The organism is Sphingobium sp. DN12, assembly GCF_051058005.1.
GTDB classification, from domain to species: domain Bacteria; phylum Pseudomonadota; class Alphaproteobacteria; order Sphingomonadales; family Sphingomonadaceae; genus Sphingobium; species Sphingobium yanoikuyae.
Window position 1 is genome coordinate 1,125,112 of record NZ_CP173717.1, and the last position, 16,081, is coordinate 1,141,192.

The following is a 16,081-nucleotide window of genomic DNA, read 5'->3' on the forward strand; positions in this document are numbered from 1 at the left end:
TACTGAAAACCAGACATTGGCTTCCCTGCTCACGGTACTCGCATGCCCTTCTTGCGAGCCGTTATCAAAATCCTTATGGGCAGCGTTATGCCGACCAATGCCGTCGCCCTATCCCGAGTTCTGATCGCTGAGCGTTCTTCGCTCATCCGGTTGGCGCGCCGGATTGTCGGCAGCGGCACCGTGGCGGAAGATATTGCGCAGACAGCATGGCTGCGGATCCAGCGGGTCGAGGACGAGCCGCCGATCACGGACAAGCGCGGTTTCCTCTATCGCATGGTTCTCAATCTGGCTTCGGACCAGCGGCGTTCGGCACTGAGGGCGAGCCGGCTGTTCGATAGCGGCGACTTGCCAGAAGATGTCGCATCCTCGGAGCCAGATGCCGAGGCTGTAGCCATCAACCGCGACCTGCTGGGCCGAATGGCACAGGCGGTCGAAGAATTGCCACCGCGTTGCCGTGAGGTGTTCGTGATGCGCAAGATCGACGGGCTTACGCCTGCCGAAATCGCCGACCGGCTGGGCATTTCCACCAACATGGTCGCCAAGCATGTTCGGATCGCTCTCCAGCATTGCCTGGAAAGACTGGAGCAGAAAACGGACAAATAAGTTCCTGCTCGCATCCCGGTTCCGGTTGGGCCATCGTCTAACTCTATGTGCGCGGCTGCGCTGATACAGCCGAAGGAAAGAAGCAGTTGATCGACAGGCGTGCCATATCCCGAGACATCAGCGATGAAGCTGCCCGCTGGGTGGCTGACGCCGATGCCGGATTGCTGACGCCCAAGATGCAAGCGGAACTATCGCTCTGGCTGGCAGTCGATCCGCTGCATCAGGAGGCATATGACCGTGCCAACCACCTTTGGGCTGCGCTTGACGATATAGAAGAAACGCCTGGTATGCGGCCCGCACCGCGGAGCGCGGCAGAGGTGCAAGCCCTGCCGGCACGGCGCCGCCCACGTCGCAGGCCTTGGTTGGCCGAGCCTGCCCATCGCCGCAAGATAACCAGTGCTGCCGCAGCCTGCGCCGCAGTGGCGGCCGTGCTGGTGGCCACGGATCTGTCCATGCGCTTTCGGGCAGATGCCATGACAAGCGTGGGGGAGCAGAAGCTTGTCTCGCTTCCTGACGGATCGTCGGTGCACCTCAACACCGACAGCGCGATCGCTTACGACTATTCCTCATCGGGCCGTCATATCGAACTTCTCAAGGGCGAGGCTTCTTTCCAAGTGAAGGCCGACCCGCAACGCCCCTTCACGGTCGAGGCCCATGGCGGCACTGCCCGCGCGCTGGGCACGCGGTTCATCGTGCGCAACGACAGCGATGGCGCGACTGTCACCGTTACCGAACACCGGGTATTGGTATCCTTTGGCAAACACCAAGGCGTGGTCGGCGAAGGCGAAAGCGTCGCGTTCGACAGCAGGCATGGTCTTTCGAAGCCCGGTAATATCGAGATCGCGGATGCAGAAGCATGGACCCGTGGCCGTCTGATCGCCGTCAACCGCCCGCTGGCCGAGGTTGCGGCGGAACTGAGCCGCTATCATGCGGGATACATCCATGTGAGCGATAGCGTTGCTACCATTCCTGTCAGCGGCAATTTCAGGACCACCGATCCCGTCGCGGCGCTCGGACAGCTTGAAACCGCGCTGGGCGTGCACTCTACACGCCTCACCAACAGGATGATTTTCCTACATAAATAAAAATCGGAAAAATTCCGTCTTTCCGCATCCCGGTTCGGCGAAGTGCGGCGTCTCTCTTATTGAGGGCGCGTCGCATTTGCATGGCGCCTGCTGATTTTTCGATTGGGGGAATATCCAGGTGAAGGACGTGAATTTCGCAGCATCTGCCTTGCGGCAGGGGCGCAGGGTTCTGGCGATGACGATGCTGGGGGCCAGCGGGTTGGCTCTGTGCGCAGCGGTGGCCCCAATGGCGGCGCATGCGCAGGCCAACAAGACTTATTCCATCCCCGCTGGTTCGCTGGCGGGCGTGCTCAATCGCTTCGCGGACCAGAGCGGCGCGGACATCGTCTATAACGGCAGCCTGACTGACGGGCTTTCCAGCCCCGGCCTGTCGGGCAGCTTCGGCACGGCAGAGGCACTGTCCCGCATTCTGGCGGGCTCGGGCCTGACGTTCCGGCACAGCGGCGGCAATCGCTACACGCTGGAGCGCGCACCCAAGTCAGCCGATGGCGCCATCTCGCTGGGTCCGGTGCGCGTCGAAGGCGCGACGAGCGGCGGCAATGGCACTATCACCTCATCCGGCGGCAGCAGCGATGTCATGGCAACCGAAGGCGTCGATACTTACGCCGCGCTGGGTGTTACCCTCGGCAAGTCGGCGCAGACCCTGCGAGAAATCCCGCAATCCGTATCAGTGGTCGGCCGCCAGCAGATGGACGATCAGCAGATGACCTCGCTCGCAGAAGCACTGCAGTTCGCACCGGGTGTCATCCTTGCCGAGAGGGACGAGAACCGCCCGTGGATGCGCGGTGACGAGGCCAATATCCAGGTGGAAGGCATCTCCCAGCAGCGACTGACCGATAACTTCGCGGTGAACGACCTTGAGCTGTTCGACCGGGTCGAGGTTCTGCGCGGCCCCTCCGGTCTGTTAACGGGCATCGGGACACCGGGCGGCACCGTCAATTATGTGCGCAAGCGGCCGCTCGATCATGCCGCCATCGCTCTTAGCGCTCGGGCCGGTTCATGGAACAATTATCGTGGTACGATGGACGTCACCGGCCCTGTCAACGAGGGCGGATCCCTGCGCGCACGGGCGGTCGTGGCGGTTCAGGGTGGTGACAGTTTCGTCGATGTCGTCACCGATCAGCATCAGTCGCTTTATGGCATAGTCGAATATGACTTCGCGCCTTCGACAACGCTGGGGACCTATGCGAAGCGCGAATATCGCAAATACATCCAGAGGTTCTGGGGCAGTGCGCAATATGCCGATGGCACCCCCATAGGCGGCCGTTCGTCTTTCATCGGCACGAATGCTCCGTCCAGCGATGAGGAAGTCGAATATGGGGTCGACCTGACCCATCACTTTGACAACGGGTGGGAAGCGAAAGCCGTTGCCCATCGGATCGAGCAGACTTCTGATCAGAAATATCTTTTCGTATCCGGCACGATCGCTGAGGAAACGAACCTTGCACGCGTGGGCGTTCTCCACCGTCTTTTCGATCAGACGATGAAGGGGTTGGATTTGCGTGTTAACGGCCCTGTCCATCTTCTTGGTCAGGAGCATAAGCTGACGCTTGGCTGGCAGCTAAACACCGCAAAAATGGGCATTGATTATGGTGCGGGCACCACATTCTACAGCGATGTGGACGTGCTGAACGATCACGATTTCACCGTCACGCCGTTGTCGGGAAACCTCACCTACGCTCGCTCCCGCCAGTCGCTTCTGTACGGGGCCGCGCATATCAAACTGGCCGACAGCCTGACCACGATCGTCGGCGGCAATATGGCGGACTATAGCTATGACGACCTGAAGGAGAAGAACCGGTTCACCTCCTATGGTGGCCTCGTCTGGGATATTCGCAAGTCGCTCTCGCTTTATGCGAGCTATGCGGAAATTTACAATGTCAACTTCACGCAGGATTATGCGGGAAATTATCTGAAGCCGCGTCAAGGCTGGCAGATGGAAGCAGGCGTGAAATCCTCGTTGCTCAATGATCGGCTTAATCTCGCGCTGGCAGCATTCCAGATCCGTGACACCGGCCGTGCGATGATCGATACCGACAACGTCAACTGCCCGACCTCGACCACCTGCTACAAGAATGCCGGGCTGGTGCGCACGCGCGGTATCGATGCGGAGATCAGCGGCAGTCCAGTCGAAGGTCTGAACATTAGCGCCAGCTATGCCTTTAACGATTCGAAGAACCTGAACGGCGCTGATGCAGGCGAGCGCTTTCAGCCTTCAATTACCCCGCGCCACTCCTACAAGCTGTGGGGCCTCTATCGCTTCGAAAAGGGCGCATTGGACGGCCTGAGCCTGGGCGGCGGGCTGCGCGGTGAAAGCAGCGTCTACGTCGCCGACAGCGTGTTTCGGCAGGGTAGCTGGGCAGTGGCTTCCGCGACGATCGGCTACAGGCTGACTGAGCACTTGGAACTGACTGCCTTGCTGGATAACATCTTCGACACGACATATTATGCTACCCTGACCGGAGCCGGACAGAACCTTTACGGCGACCCTCGCAAGTTCGCCGTCACCCTCCGCGCGAAATACTAATAGCGCTGCCGCCCTGCACTTTCGCGGTGCGGGGCGGTGGTCTGCGGATGGCTGCCCGATGAAAGATACGTTCCGCCAGTCCATGGCCTGGCTGCACACCTGGGCGGGTCTTGTCCTGGGCTGGGTTCTGTTCTTCGTCTTCGTGACGGGAACCCTCTCCTATGTCCGGTTCGAGATCGACCGCTGGATGATGCCTGAGCGGCCGATGGCTGCGTCAGTGCCTCCAGTGGCGGAAAGCCTGCCGCGCGCGGTGGCCTATCTGGAGCGCCATTTTGCCGATGCGCAAAGCTGGACGATCTTCCTGCCGATGCGCCGATTGGGGCATGACCTTTATCTCGTCGCGCGCCCATGGCCCGGCAGCGAGGACACTGAGGCACTGTTTCTTGACCCGGCGACGGGCCAGCCCGATGCCGTAAAGGTCCGCGATACGGGCGGCGGGGGCCATCTCTACGAGATGCACTACCAGCTTCACTATATCCCTTATGAGATCGGCATCAGGCTGGTGGCGATCTGCGCCATTTTCATGCTGATTGCGACGCTCACCGGGGTCGTGGTCCACAAGAAGATCTTCAAGGATTTCTTCACCTTCAGGCCCGGCAAAGGGCAGCGCAGCTGGCTCGATGCGCACAATCTGCTGGGCGTCACCGCACTGCCATTCCACATCATGATCAGCTGGAGCGGGCTGGTCTTCTTCCTGTTCACTTACATGCCAGCAGGTCCGGCCATCCTTCACGGCGATACGGGGCAGCGCGTGGCGCAGGAAACGGCAGCGTCGCCCGCACCTGTCGCGCCGCAGCGGGCACCCCGCGCCGATATGGTGCCGATCGCCACCATTGTTTCCCAGGTCGAGAAGCGCTGGGGCACAAGCGCGTCCATCGGGCGGGTCGTGGTTACTGCCCCCGGCGAGATGAATGGAAAAGTCACTGTCTATCCCAGCGGGCGCGGCAATGTTGAAAAGGACTATGGCTCGCTGACGTTCCGCGCCGCGACCGGCACTCTCCTGCGTGACGAGCGGGCGACGCCATCGCCAATAGCCATGACACAGGAAGTTCTTGTCAGCCTGCACGCGGCGGACTTTGCCGGGCCTGCATTGCGGGCAATCTTCGTGCTGGTCGGACTGGCCAGCGCCGGGATGATCGCCACCGGCCTTGTCCTGTGGACGGCCAAGCGCCGGGCGAAGCAGGGCTCGACTTTCGGATTTCGGCTTGTCGAAACACTCAACATCGGTGCAATCGCGGGCCTGCCTGTCGCCATTGCCGCCTATTTCTGGGCCAACCGGTTGCTGTCGTTGAGCTTGCCAGAGCGCCATGACTGGGAAGTGCACGTCCTGTTCCTGACATGGGCGGCGCTGCTCATCTGGCCGATCTGGCGTCCTGCGCGCCGGGCATGGGTGGAATTGCTGTCCCTTGGCGCCTGTGCGTTCGGCTTCCTGCCGGTGCTGAACGCGCTGACCACGGATCGCCATCTGGGCGTTTCCATCCCGGCGGGCGACTGGGTGATGGCCGGATTCGACCTGATCGCCTTGCTGGTCGGCGCGGCGTTCGTACTGGCAGCCCGCAAGGCTGCGATGCCGCCGGTCCCTTCGGCCAGATCCCGAACCAAGCCCCGGATAGTGGCGGAGGCATTGTGACCACACGCTCACACCGCATCGCCATCGCATCGCGCATATTGGCTGCCTCGCTTGGCGGCTATGCGGTCACTTCGCTGGTGATCGTCGCTTTGGGGGCGTTGTTGCCGATATTCGGCGTCGCCAGGTCATCCGTAATTCTCGGCGCCACCATTGCCAGCTTCCCGATCTGGGCGGGCATCGTCATGGCTGTGTTCCACGCGCGCACAGCGCGCAGGGCCTGGACCGGGCTGGCGATAGTTGCCGCGACGCTGGGCATCCTGATCTGGTTGTCGGTGGGGGGCGTATCATGAACCTGCTGGCTTCTTTCATCTTGCTGTTTGCCGGGTTCACGGCGCTGGCCCTGTCGCTTGCCAAACATCACCGCGATCTGTTCGGAACGCCCCTTGGCCCGCGCAAGATGTGGGGGTTGCGCGTTGCAGGCGGACTGCTGCTGTGTACCGGGATCGTTCCTGCCGTCCGTTATTCGGGCCACTCTGCCGGTCTGGTGCTTTGGACGGGCCTGCTGGCCGTGGCCGCAACGACCGTTGCGCTCCTGCTTACCTACAAGGACAATTGGTGGCGAAAATGACCGTGCATGCCTCTGCTCTGACAGATGGGCATCTGTTTGATGTCCAGGTTCCGATGGTCAACGCCTCTTGCCTGTCCGCTCAACCCTGCGCGGCGCCTTCCGGTCGCTACTGCGATCAGCCTGTGAGTTTAGGGACACGCCTGTTCGGCATGGGAGGCGTGCTTCTGGTCGTGCTGCTCGTCATTGGCGGAGCGCTATTCACCTGGACGACGCTCAGCCCCGCCCAGTCGCCCGCGCACCTGGCTGTCTTCGATGTCGCACCGCCCGCCGCTCCGCCAGAACCACAGAGCGAAGTTCCGCCCGGCCCTGAGCAGATCCAAAAGGAAAAGGCCGAAGTCCAGCCAGATCGCCCCAAGGTCGATCTGCCGGAAATCCAGCTGCCTAGCGAGAATCCGGTGACGATAGAGGTCCAGAAGCCAGTTATCGACCCTGGCCCGCCTATCGAGAAGACGACTGCCCCCGAGAGCAGGCCGCTCCCGCCAGCGCCGCAGCAAAGCAATGCCAAGCCGACCTGGGAGGGGCTGGTGCTCGGCGCGCTGAACAAGGTGAAGCGTTATCCGCGTGAAGCGGCCTTCCGAAGGCAGCAGGGTGTCCCCTATATTCGCTTCGTCATGAATCGCGACGGCAAGGTGCTGTCGGTGCGACTGGAGCGCTCGTCCGGCCATAGCCCCCTTGATGACGAAGCCGTCTCTCTGCCCAAGCGAGCGCAGCCGCTCCCCAAACCACCCGAAGAAGTAAAGGGCGAGACGATCGAACTGGTCGTGCCCGTCGAATTCTTCATGCGCTGAACACTTCCCGATCCGGGAGACAATATCCTTGGCACAAGCTATCCGCACCTTGCCCCGCCGAACCGCCATGGCGCTGAAACGACGGTCATTTGCCGAACAGCGTGTCATCCGCATGCTGCGCGGCGATCCCACGGATGACCGTGCGCAGTTCGTATATAACGAACAGTTTCGTCGACTGCGTGATTTGGCCGAACATGCTGGAATGCGGTTGAACGAGCCGGGGACGGTCTGGCTTGCCGACCACGAATTGCTCCTGTTGTCGTGGTTGGCACAAGCGCAGCGGGTGTTGGGATACAAGAGGCAATTTCATACTGACGCCACATTGACACTCGCTGCCGTTAATTGCGCCGGCACCCTGAACGCCCTTGGTATCCAATTCCCCCCGATCACGCTTCAGCACGTGTCGGAGCAATCGAGCACGGAGGACGGATAGGCCTTCGTAAGGGAAGTTAGGGCTCCACCGGCAATGTCAGCTTTCTCACATCCGGTAATGCAAAGCCGCCATTCTCCTTACGGCCAAAATCAGTCGCTCATCCTCCGCTGCACGCCGCGGTTCCCCTCCCCGCAAGGCGAGGAGAAATGAGCCCCCCCCTTACCCCGCAGCCTTGGCCAGCCCCTTCGACAGTTGCAGCGCGCCGTTGAGGCGGGCGGCGGGGTCGGGCCAGGCGCGGGTGACGACGACCTTGCTGTCCGGGCGCAGGCGGGCGACGCCGTCGAGGCGCTGGACATAGGCGACCAGGCCTGCGGGGTTGGGGAAGCGATCCTCGAAGAAGCTGACCAGCGCGCCCTTTGGCCCGACATCGATCTTGGCGATATTGGCCTTGAGGCAATTCTGCTTGATCTCGATGATCTTGAGCAGGTTCTGGGTCGGCGCGGGCAGCTTGCCGAAGCGGTCGATCAGTTCGGCGGCGAAGGCCTCCAGACCTTGGCGGTCCTCCAGTTCGTTGATGCGGCGATAGAGACCCATGCGCAGGTCGAGATCCGGCACGAATTCTTCCGGGATCATGATCGGCGCGTCGACGCTGATCTGCGGCGAGAAGCTGTCGCGGCGCGCCTCCAGGCCGGCGCCGCCGGCCTTGGCGTCCATGATCGCGTCCTCCAGCATCGACTGGTAGAGTTCGAAGCCGACTTCCTTGATATGGCCCGACTGTTCGTCGCCGACGAGGTTGCCGGCGCCGCGAATGTCGAGATCATGGCTGGCGAGCTGGAAGCCGGCGCCCAGCGTATCGAGATCGGACAGCACCTTCAGCCGCTTTTCCGCGGTTTCGGTGATGATGCGGTTGGCGGGCGTGGTGAAATAGGCATAGGCGCGCGTCTTCGACCGGCCGACGCGGCCGCGCAGCTGATAGAGCTGGGCGAGGCCGAAGCGGTCGGCGCGGTGGATGATGAGGGTGTTGGCGCTGGGGATGTCGAGGCCGGATTCGACGATGGTGGTGGAGAGCAGCACGTCATAGCGCTTGTCGTAGAAGGCGGACATGCGCTCCTCGACATCGGTGGCGCTCATCTGGCCATGGGCGACGATCGGCTTCACCTCGGGCACTTCGGTGCGCAGAAATTCCTCGACCTCGGTCAGGTCGGAGATGCGCGGCACGACGAAGAAGCTCTGGCCGCCGCGATAATGTTCGCGCAGCAGCGCCTCGCGGATGACGACGCCGTCCCAGGGCATGATGTAGGTGCGCACCGCCAGGCGATCGACCGGCGGGGTCTGGATGACCGACAATTCGCGTAGGCCCGACATCGCCATCTGGAGCGTGCGCGGGATGGGCGTGGCGGTGAGGGTGAGGACATGGACGTCGGTCTTCAGGGACTTCAAGCGTTCCTTGTGGGTGACGCCGAAGCGCTGTTCCTCGTCGACGATGACGAGGCCGAGGCGCTTGAACTCCAGCCCCTTGGCGAGCAGGGCGTGGGTGCCCACGACGATGTCGATCGTGCCGTCGGCCAGGCCCGCCTTGGTCGCCTTCACCTCCTTGTCGGGGACGAGACGGGAGAGGCGGGCGATTTCCAGCGGGAAGCCGCGGAAGCGCTCGACGAAATTCATGTGGTGCTGGCGCGCGAGCAAGGTGGTGGGGCAGATCACCACCACCTGCATCCCGGCCATGGCGGCGACGAAGGCGGCGCGGAGAGCCACTTCGGTCTTGCCGAAGCCGACATCGCCGCAGACGAGCCGGTCCATCGGGCGGCCGGCGCCCAGATCCTCGATGACATCGCCGATCGCGCGATCCTGATCGTCGGTTTCCTGATAGGGGAAGCGGTCGACGAAGGCGGGATAGCCGGCGGCGTCGGGTTCGGCGATCTCGGCCGGGCGCAGGGCGCGTTCGGCGGCGGTCTTGAGCAGTTCGCCCGCAATCTCGCGGATCCGCTCCTTCATCCGCGCCTTGCGCCGCTGCCAGGCCTCGCCGCCCAGCTTGTCGAGGCTCACGCCTTCGCTGTCGGAGCCGTAGCGGGAGAGGACTTCGAGATTTTCGACCGGCACATAGAGCTTGTCGCCGCCGGCATAGGAGAGGGCGACGCAGTCATGCGCGGTCTTGCTGACCGGGATCTGGGTCAGCCCTTCATAGCGGCCGATGCCATGGTCCATATGGACGACGAGATCGCCGGGCGAGAGGGTGGCGAGTTCGGCGAGGAAGGCGTCGGCGCTCTTCTTGCGCTTGGCGCGGCGGACCAAGCGGTCGCCCAGCATATCCTGTTCGGTGAGGACGGCGACGTCGGGCGCGGTGAAGCCATGGTCGAGGCCGAGCACGGTGAGGACGGCGCTGCCGCCCGCGGCTGTGCCGAGCGCCTCCTGCCAGCTGTCGGCAGCGGCGAGGCGGGCGACGCCATGATCGGCGAGCAGGCCCGACAGGCGCTCGCGCGCGCCGGCCGAATAGCTGGCGATCACCACCTTCTTTTTCGTGCGGCGCAGGGCGTCGATATGCTTGCCGACCGCCTCATAGACATTGACGTTCTGCGCGCGTTCCGGCGCGAAGTCGCGCGGGCCGTCGACGGCGAAGTCTAGGACGGTGGCGCTCTCGGGCTCATGGAAGGGGGTGGTGGCGTGCATCGGCCAGCTGGCGGCGGCGGCGTCCCACTCGGAGGCGTCGAGATAGAGCGCGTGCGGCGCGAGCGGGCGGTAGGCGCCGGGATCGGCCGATTTCGCGGCGATGCGGTTGGCATGATAGTCGCGGATCGCCTCGAACCGGGCGTCAGCTGCGCCGACCACGCCATGGTCGCGGACGATGATCGCGTCGTCGCCCAGATGCTCGGTCAGCGGAACCAGCTTTTCCTCGAACAGGGGCAGCCAATGTTCCATGCCGGCGAGGCGCCGGCCCTCGCTCACCGCCTGATAGAGCGGGTCGCCGGTCGCGGTCGCGCCGAAGGTTTCGCGATAGCGGCCACGGAAGCGCTTGATCGTGTCTTCGTCCAGCAGCGCCTCGGACGCGGGGAGCAGGGTGAAGCCGTCGACGCTGCCGGTGGTGCGCTGGTCGGTCGGGTCGAAGCGGCGCACCGTCTCGATCTCGTCGCCGAAGAAGTCGAGCCGCAACGGCTGGTCCTCGCCGCCGGGGAACAGGTCGACGATGCCGCCGCGAATGGCGAACTCGCCGCGATCATGGACGGTGTCGGTGCGGACATAGCCGTTGGATTGCAGCATGTCGGCAAGGCGCGTGATCGCGATCCGCTCCTTGGGCGCGAGGCGCGCGACCAGCTGGCGGACGCGGAACGGGGTGAGGGTGCGCTGGGTCAGGGCGTTGAGGGTGGTGAGGACCAGTTGCGGCCCTTTAGGCTTTGCCTGAAGCGCATGAAGGCCGGCGAGGCGCGCCGACGCGGTGCGCAGCGAGGGGCTGGCCCGGTCATAGGGCAGGCAGTCCCAGGCAGGGATTTCGATGAGCTCGATCTCTGGCGCGAAATAATGGGCGGTGTCGGCGACCGCGCGCATCAACTGCTCGTCCGAAGCGACGAAGACGGCGCGGGTCGCATCCGAACCATGGGCCGCGCGGGCAATGTCCGCCAGCAGCCAGGGCTGGAAGCCGGCCGGCACGCCGGACAGAGTGAGCGGCGCCTTCGCCTTCAGGATTTTCTGGAGATCGGTCATATCTGCTACTCGCGCCTCTCCTTGCTCTCTCCCCTCCCGCTTGCGGGAGGGGTCGGGGGAGGGTTTGCAAAGGAGGGGGAGAAACAGGCCCTCCCCTAACCCCTCCCGCAAGCGGGAGGGGGACTTGTCAGTTCTCGATCTTGACGAAATCGAGCTTCAGGAACTGGTCCATCATCGGGCCCTTCCATTCGTCCGGCACCGGGATGGTGCCGAGCGCCCAGCCGATGATGTCGGCATCCTGTTCGTCCATGAAACGCTCGAACCAGGCGATCTGCTCCTCGTTCCAGCTCGCATGGTAGCGCTCGAAGAAGCCACCGACCGTATAATCCGCCTCGCGCGTGCCCCGGTGCCAGGCGCGGAATTTCAGGCGACGCATCAGCGGGTTGTCGTTCACAATTTGTTCCTTTAACGGACGTGCCGAAACAGCCGATCGGATATTTGAATGACCGTCCCGGCTGCGTTAGAGAAGCCTCAGATAGCCATGCGACCCGATATTCTCAATCCGCTCTTTGCCGAAATCTCCGCGCTCAAGGGCATCGGCCCGGCGCTGGCCCGTCCGCTCGAACGGCTGGGGCTGGCGCGGGCGGTCGATGTCGCCTTTCACCTGCCGGTCAATTATGTCGACCGGAAGCTGATCGACGAACTGGACATGGCGGACGCCGGCAAGGTCATCGGCATCATGCTGACCCCGGTCGATTATCGCGCCAGTGGCAATGCGCGTGCGCCGTTCCGGGTGCAGGCGGTGGACGCTCATGGCAACGCCGTCTCCCTCGTCTATTTCGGCCGCAACAGCGCCTGGCCGCGCAAGCTGTTGCCCTTGAATGAACCCAAGTTCGTGTCGGGCAAGCTGGAGGCCTATGGCGACAACCTCCAGATGGTTCATCCCGACTATGTCCTGCCGCCCGAGGAGGCCGACATCGTGCCGGCGCGCGAGAGCGTCTATGGCCTGTCGGAAGGGCTGACCAACAACCGGATGCGCGACCTGGTGGGGCAGGCGCTGGCCCGCGCGCCCGAACTGCCCGAATGGATCGAGCCGAGCCTGCTGGCGAGCAAGGGCTGGCCGGCCTGGCGCGCGGCGCTGGAGCGTTTCCATGCCGACCCGACCGACGCACAGGCGCGCGAGCGGCTGGCCTATGACGAGATTTTCGCCGGGCAACTGGCGCTGATGCTGGTGCGGCAATCGTCGCGGCGGCGGCGCGGCGTGCCGATCAGCGGCGACGGGCGGCTGCGCGCGATGCTGAAGCTGCCTTTCGCCCCGACCGGTGCCCAGCGCCGCGCGATCGGGGAAATCGAGGGCGACATGGCGCAGGCGACGCCGATGCTGCGGCTGCTGCAGGGCGATGTGGGATCGGGCAAGACGCTGGTGGCGCTGATGGCGCTGCTGAACGCGGTCGAGGCCGGGATGCAGGGGGCGATGCTGGCGCCGACCGAAATCCTGGCGCGGCAACATTATGAGACGCTGCGCAAGATGGCGTCGGGCCTGCCGATCGAGATCGCGATCCTGACAGGCCGTGAAAAGGGCAAGGTGCGCGAGGCGACGCTGATGGGGCTGGCCGATGGCAGCATCCACATCCTGGTCGGCACGCACGCGATCTTTCAGGAGAAGGTGCAGTATAAGGCGCTGGGCCTGGCCGTGATCGACGAGCAGCATCGGTTCGGCGTGGCGCAGCGGATGATGCTGGCGAGCAAGGCCGAGCGATCGCCGCACCTGCTGGTGATGACGGCGACGCCGATCCCGCGGACGCTGACCCTGACCTATTATGGCGAGATGGACGTGTCGCGGCTGGACGAGATGCCGCCGGGCCGCCAGCCGATCCAGACTTTGGTGATGTCCGCCAACCGGCTGGACGAGGTGGTCGAGGGGCTGGCCCGCCATGTCGAGGGCGGTGGGCAGGCCTATTGGGTGTGCCCGCTGGTCGAAGAAAGCGAGACAAGTGACCAGGCGGCGGCCGAGATGCGCGCCGAGACGCTGCGCCAGCGCTTCGGCGACCGGGTGGGGCTGGTCCATGGCAAGATGAAGGGGCCGGACAAGGATGCGGCGATGGAGGCCTTTGCCGCCAACCGCACCCAGATATTGGTAGCGACCACGGTGATCGAGGTCGGCGTCGACGTGCCCAATTCCAGCCTGATCGTGATCGAGGGGGCGGAGCGCTTTGGCCTGGCGCAATTGCACCAGTTGCGCGGCCGGGTGGGGCGCGGCGACAAGCCGTCGGTCTGCCTGCTGCTGCGCGGCAATGCGCTGGGCGAGACGTCGCGGGCGCGGCTGGCGCTGATGCGCGAGACCAACGACGGCTTCCGCATCGCCGAGGAGGATCTGAAGCTGCGCGGCGCGGGCGAGGTGCTGGGCACGCGCCAGTCGGGTGAGGCGGAACTGAAGATCGCGACGCCCGAACATGTGTCGGCATTGGTGGACGCCGCGCGCGACGACGCCCATCTGCTGATCGACCGCGACGGTGGGCTGGACAGCGAACGCGGACAGGCGGCGCGGACCTGCCTCTATCTGTTCGAGAAGGATGCTGCGGTGGGGTTGCTGCGGGGGGGGTGAGCGGCGCGGCCGTTCCCTTGGCAGTATTGCTCGCATAGTACACCCCGTGGCGATGACGCCAGAACCGATCCAAAAGCTGAGCCGACGCGGCATTGCGGTCGAGATCGTGGCCTTTGTCGGCTTCGCGCTGCTGGCCAAATATGGGTTGAGCCTGCTCTTCTGGCGCTATGCCGGCCCGGTGTCGCTGCTGCTGACGCTGGCCTTGCTGACGCTGTATATGCGTTTTTGCGGCCTGAGCTGGTCGGCGATGGGATTGATCCCGCTGCCGGGATGGAGGGCCAAACTGATGGTCCTGCCCAAGGCGGGGTTGACGCTGCTGGCCTTTGCCATCGTCGTTGCACTGGTGACAATCGTCGGGCCGGCGATTGGACTGGCGTTCCTGGCGAAGGAATCCGCTGGCGTGGCCGATCGCTGGGGCGCGGTGGCGGGGAGCCTGCCGCATTTTCTGTTGTGGATCGGCATCGTGTGGAGCGCGGCGGCCTTTGGTGAGGAGATGTTCTTTCGCGGCTATCTGATCACTCGGTTGCAGGCGCTGTTCCCGGCCGGCCGCGTGGGTGCAGCGATGGCCGTACTCCTGTCCGCGCTGATCTTTGGCTATGGCCATTTCTATTATCAGGGGTGGCGCGGGGCGATCATGACTGGTGGGATCGGTCTGGCGTTCGGAGCGATGTTCCTGTTGTTCCGGCGCAATCTGTGGCCGTTGATCCTGTTGCACGGCGTCATCGACACGCTGACCTTCACCGCCATATTCATGCGATGGAAGTAGCGATCGGCCAAGGCTTCATCCTGTAAGGCGTGATCACAATCTCTGCTGCATCTGCGAAACAAAATGCGGGGCCGTCGCGTTGCCCCTGGCATGACCGACATCAGCCTGACCCATATCACGCCGATGGCCGCGCTTTCGATCGCGCTGTCGGTGGTCGTCGCCTTCGCCGTTCACGGCGCGCTTTACTGGATTGCGGTGCGGCTGGTGAAGCGCGCGCGGATCGAGCCGCTGCTGTTGCCGGCCATCTTCCAGCCGACGCGCTGGCTGGTGGTGCTGCTGGCTCTGGGCGCGGGGCTCAAGTCGATCGAGATGGGGCCGCGGATCGAGGATATCTGGTCGATCGGGGCACGGATGATATTCGCGCTGCTGGTCGGCTGGCTGGTGTTTCGCGCCATGCGGGCGGGCAAGGCGATGCTGGAGGCACGCGCCGACATCAGCGTCGAGGATAATCTGAAGGCGCGGCGGCAGCGCACCAAGATCAGCATCCTCTATCGCATCTGCCAGTGCATCGTCGGCTTCTTCGTGATCGCGATGATGCTGATCGCCATTCCGGGCGTGCGCACGATCGGCGTGTCGCTGATGGCGTCGGCGGGCCTTGCTGCGCTGGCGGTGGGCGCAGCGGCGCAACCGGCGCTCAAGAATTTGATCGCGGGCATCCAGATGGCCTTTTCCGAGCCGATCCGGCTGGACGATGTCGTCATCATCGAAGGGGAATGGGGGCGGATCGAGGAGATCAGGCTGACCTATGTGATCGTGCGCATCTGGGACGACCGGCGCATGGTGGTGCCAGTATCCTATTTCCTGGAGAAGCCGTTCCAGAACTGGACCACCAGCACGTCGGACCTGCTGGGCACGGTTTTCCTCTATGTCGATCCGACCGCGGATATCGAGCGGATCCGCGCGCGCTTCGTCGAGGCGGTGAAGGCGAACGGGCGCTGGGACGGGCGGGTGGCGATCTTGCAGGTGACCGACCATCGCGCCGATGCGCTGGAACTGCGTGGGCTGCTGTCGGCGCGCAATGCTGGGATCGCCTTTGACCTGCGCTGCGAGGTGCGCGAGGCGATGCTGACCTTCCTGCGGACAGACATGCCCGAGGCGCTGGTGCGCGGGCGTCAGACTCTGGAGAGGGATGAAGCCTTTACCAGGCGGTCCGGCGTGGCGGGATGAGCGCCATCATGGCGTCATAGCCTGCGGTCGGGATCGGCTCGACAAATTCGAGGCCGATCCGGCCTTCCTCGCTCCAGCGGACGAGAGCGCGACGATCCTTGAGCACCGGTAGCCAGATCAGCACCCGGCCGCTCAGCGCGAGCAACTCTTCCGTGCGGCACATCAGGCCGAGTGGCGAGATGTTGATGATCCGTACGCCATGGGTGCGGCCGTCCGCTGTGATATGGCTGACCATGTCGACCAGGTCGCGCGCCACCCGCCGCTGATCGACGGAAGGGTCGCGCGACCGCATGACATGGCCAAGATTGGCGAAAACCGAGGAGGACATGGGTT

General features: G+C 64.0%; 14 protein-coding genes. 11 read left to right on the forward strand and 3 right to left on the reverse strand.

Annotated elements, in window-relative coordinates; translation table 11 throughout:
- The first annotated feature begins 87 nt into the window (after window positions 1-87).
- From ACI6S0_RS05360 to ACI6S0_RS05395, 8 genes are all read left to right on the forward strand, one after another.
- Window positions 88-603: an RNA polymerase sigma factor gene (locus tag ACI6S0_RS05360; RefSeq protein ID WP_434405225.1), complete on the forward strand. Its 516-nt coding sequence runs from the start codon at window positions 88-90 to the stop codon at window positions 601-603.
- A gap of 86 nt (window positions 604-689) precedes the next feature.
- Window positions 690-1,688, forward strand: a complete 999-nt coding sequence (locus ACI6S0_RS05365; protein WP_434405226.1) for a FecR family protein — start codon at window positions 690-692, stop codon at window positions 1,686-1,688.
- 118 nt (window positions 1,689-1,806) lie between these two features.
- Window positions 1,807-4,215 (forward strand): TonB-dependent siderophore receptor, encoded by a 2,409-nt coding sequence (locus ACI6S0_RS05370; protein ID WP_434405227.1) that lies wholly within the window; start codon window positions 1,807-1,809, stop codon window positions 4,213-4,215.
- Window positions 4,216-4,273: 58 nt separating this feature from the next.
- Window positions 4,274-5,845 (forward strand): PepSY-associated TM helix domain-containing protein, encoded by a 1,572-nt coding sequence (locus ACI6S0_RS05375; RefSeq protein ID WP_434405228.1) that lies wholly within the window; start codon window positions 4,274-4,276, stop codon window positions 5,843-5,845.
- Window positions 5,842-6,135 carry a DUF3649 domain-containing protein gene (locus tag ACI6S0_RS05380; RefSeq protein WP_434405229.1) on the forward strand — a complete coding sequence of 98 codons (294 nt, stop codon included), beginning with the start codon at window positions 5,842-5,844 and terminating at the stop codon, window positions 6,133-6,135. Before ACI6S0_RS05375 ends, ACI6S0_RS05380 begins: the two co-directional genes overlap by 4 nt.
- A complete protein-coding gene (locus ACI6S0_RS05385) occupies window positions 6,132-6,413 on the forward strand; it encodes a DUF3325 domain-containing protein (RefSeq protein ID WP_434405230.1) in 282 nt (93 codons plus the stop codon). The genes ACI6S0_RS05380 and ACI6S0_RS05385 overlap by 4 nt, the downstream gene beginning before the upstream one ends.
- A complete protein-coding gene (locus ACI6S0_RS05390; RefSeq protein WP_434405905.1) occupies window positions 6,410-7,201 on the forward strand; it encodes an energy transducer TonB family protein in 792 nt (263 codons plus the stop codon). Before ACI6S0_RS05385 ends, ACI6S0_RS05390 begins: the two co-directional genes overlap by 4 nt.
- Before the next feature lie 28 nt (window positions 7,202-7,229).
- Complete coding sequence (locus ACI6S0_RS05395) at window positions 7,230-7,634, forward strand: hypothetical protein (protein ID WP_434405231.1); 405 nt, start codon at window positions 7,230-7,232, stop codon at window positions 7,632-7,634.
- A gap of 159 nt (window positions 7,635-7,793) precedes the next feature.
- On the opposite strand, the gene mfd is transcribed toward ACI6S0_RS05395, so the two are convergent.
- Together mfd and ACI6S0_RS05405 are read right to left on the reverse strand one after the other, a co-directional pair.
- Window positions 7,794-11,270, reverse strand: coding sequence for a transcription-repair coupling factor (gene mfd / locus ACI6S0_RS05400; protein ID WP_434405232.1), 3,477 nt, complete (start codon window positions 11,268-11,270; stop codon window positions 7,794-7,796).
- Between the two features lie 127 nt (window positions 11,271-11,397).
- The gene (locus tag ACI6S0_RS05405) at window positions 11,398-11,664 is read right to left on the reverse strand and encodes a succinate dehydrogenase assembly factor 2 (RefSeq protein WP_037511799.1); all 267 of its coding nucleotides are present in this window, start codon (window positions 11,662-11,664) and stop codon (window positions 11,398-11,400) included.
- 87 nt (window positions 11,665-11,751) lie between these two features.
- On the opposite strand from ACI6S0_RS05405, the gene recG reads away from it, so the two are divergent.
- The 3 genes from recG (at window position 11,752) to ACI6S0_RS05420 (ending at window position 15,748) form a co-directional block, all read left to right on the forward strand.
- The gene (recG, locus tag ACI6S0_RS05410; protein ID WP_434405233.1) at window positions 11,752-13,815 is read left to right on the forward strand and encodes an ATP-dependent DNA helicase RecG; all 2,064 of its coding nucleotides are present in this window, start codon (window positions 11,752-11,754) and stop codon (window positions 13,813-13,815) included.
- A gap of 52 nt (window positions 13,816-13,867) precedes the next feature.
- A complete protein-coding gene (locus tag ACI6S0_RS05415; protein ID WP_037520415.1) occupies window positions 13,868-14,581 on the forward strand; it encodes a CPBP family intramembrane glutamic endopeptidase in 714 nt (237 codons plus the stop codon).
- Window positions 14,582-14,671: 90 nt separating this feature from the next.
- Entirely contained in the window at window positions 14,672-15,748 is a 1,077-nt protein-coding gene (locus ACI6S0_RS05420) for a mechanosensitive ion channel family protein (protein ID WP_234415588.1), read from the forward strand.
- On the opposite strand, the gene ACI6S0_RS05425 is transcribed toward ACI6S0_RS05420, so the two are convergent.
- Complete coding sequence (locus ACI6S0_RS05425; protein ID WP_037520412.1) at window positions 15,720-16,076, reverse strand: PilZ domain-containing protein; 357 nt, start codon at window positions 16,074-16,076, stop codon at window positions 15,720-15,722. The two genes, ACI6S0_RS05420 and ACI6S0_RS05425, sit on opposite strands and share 29 nt — an antisense overlap.
- Window positions 16,077-16,081 lie beyond the last annotated feature (5 nt).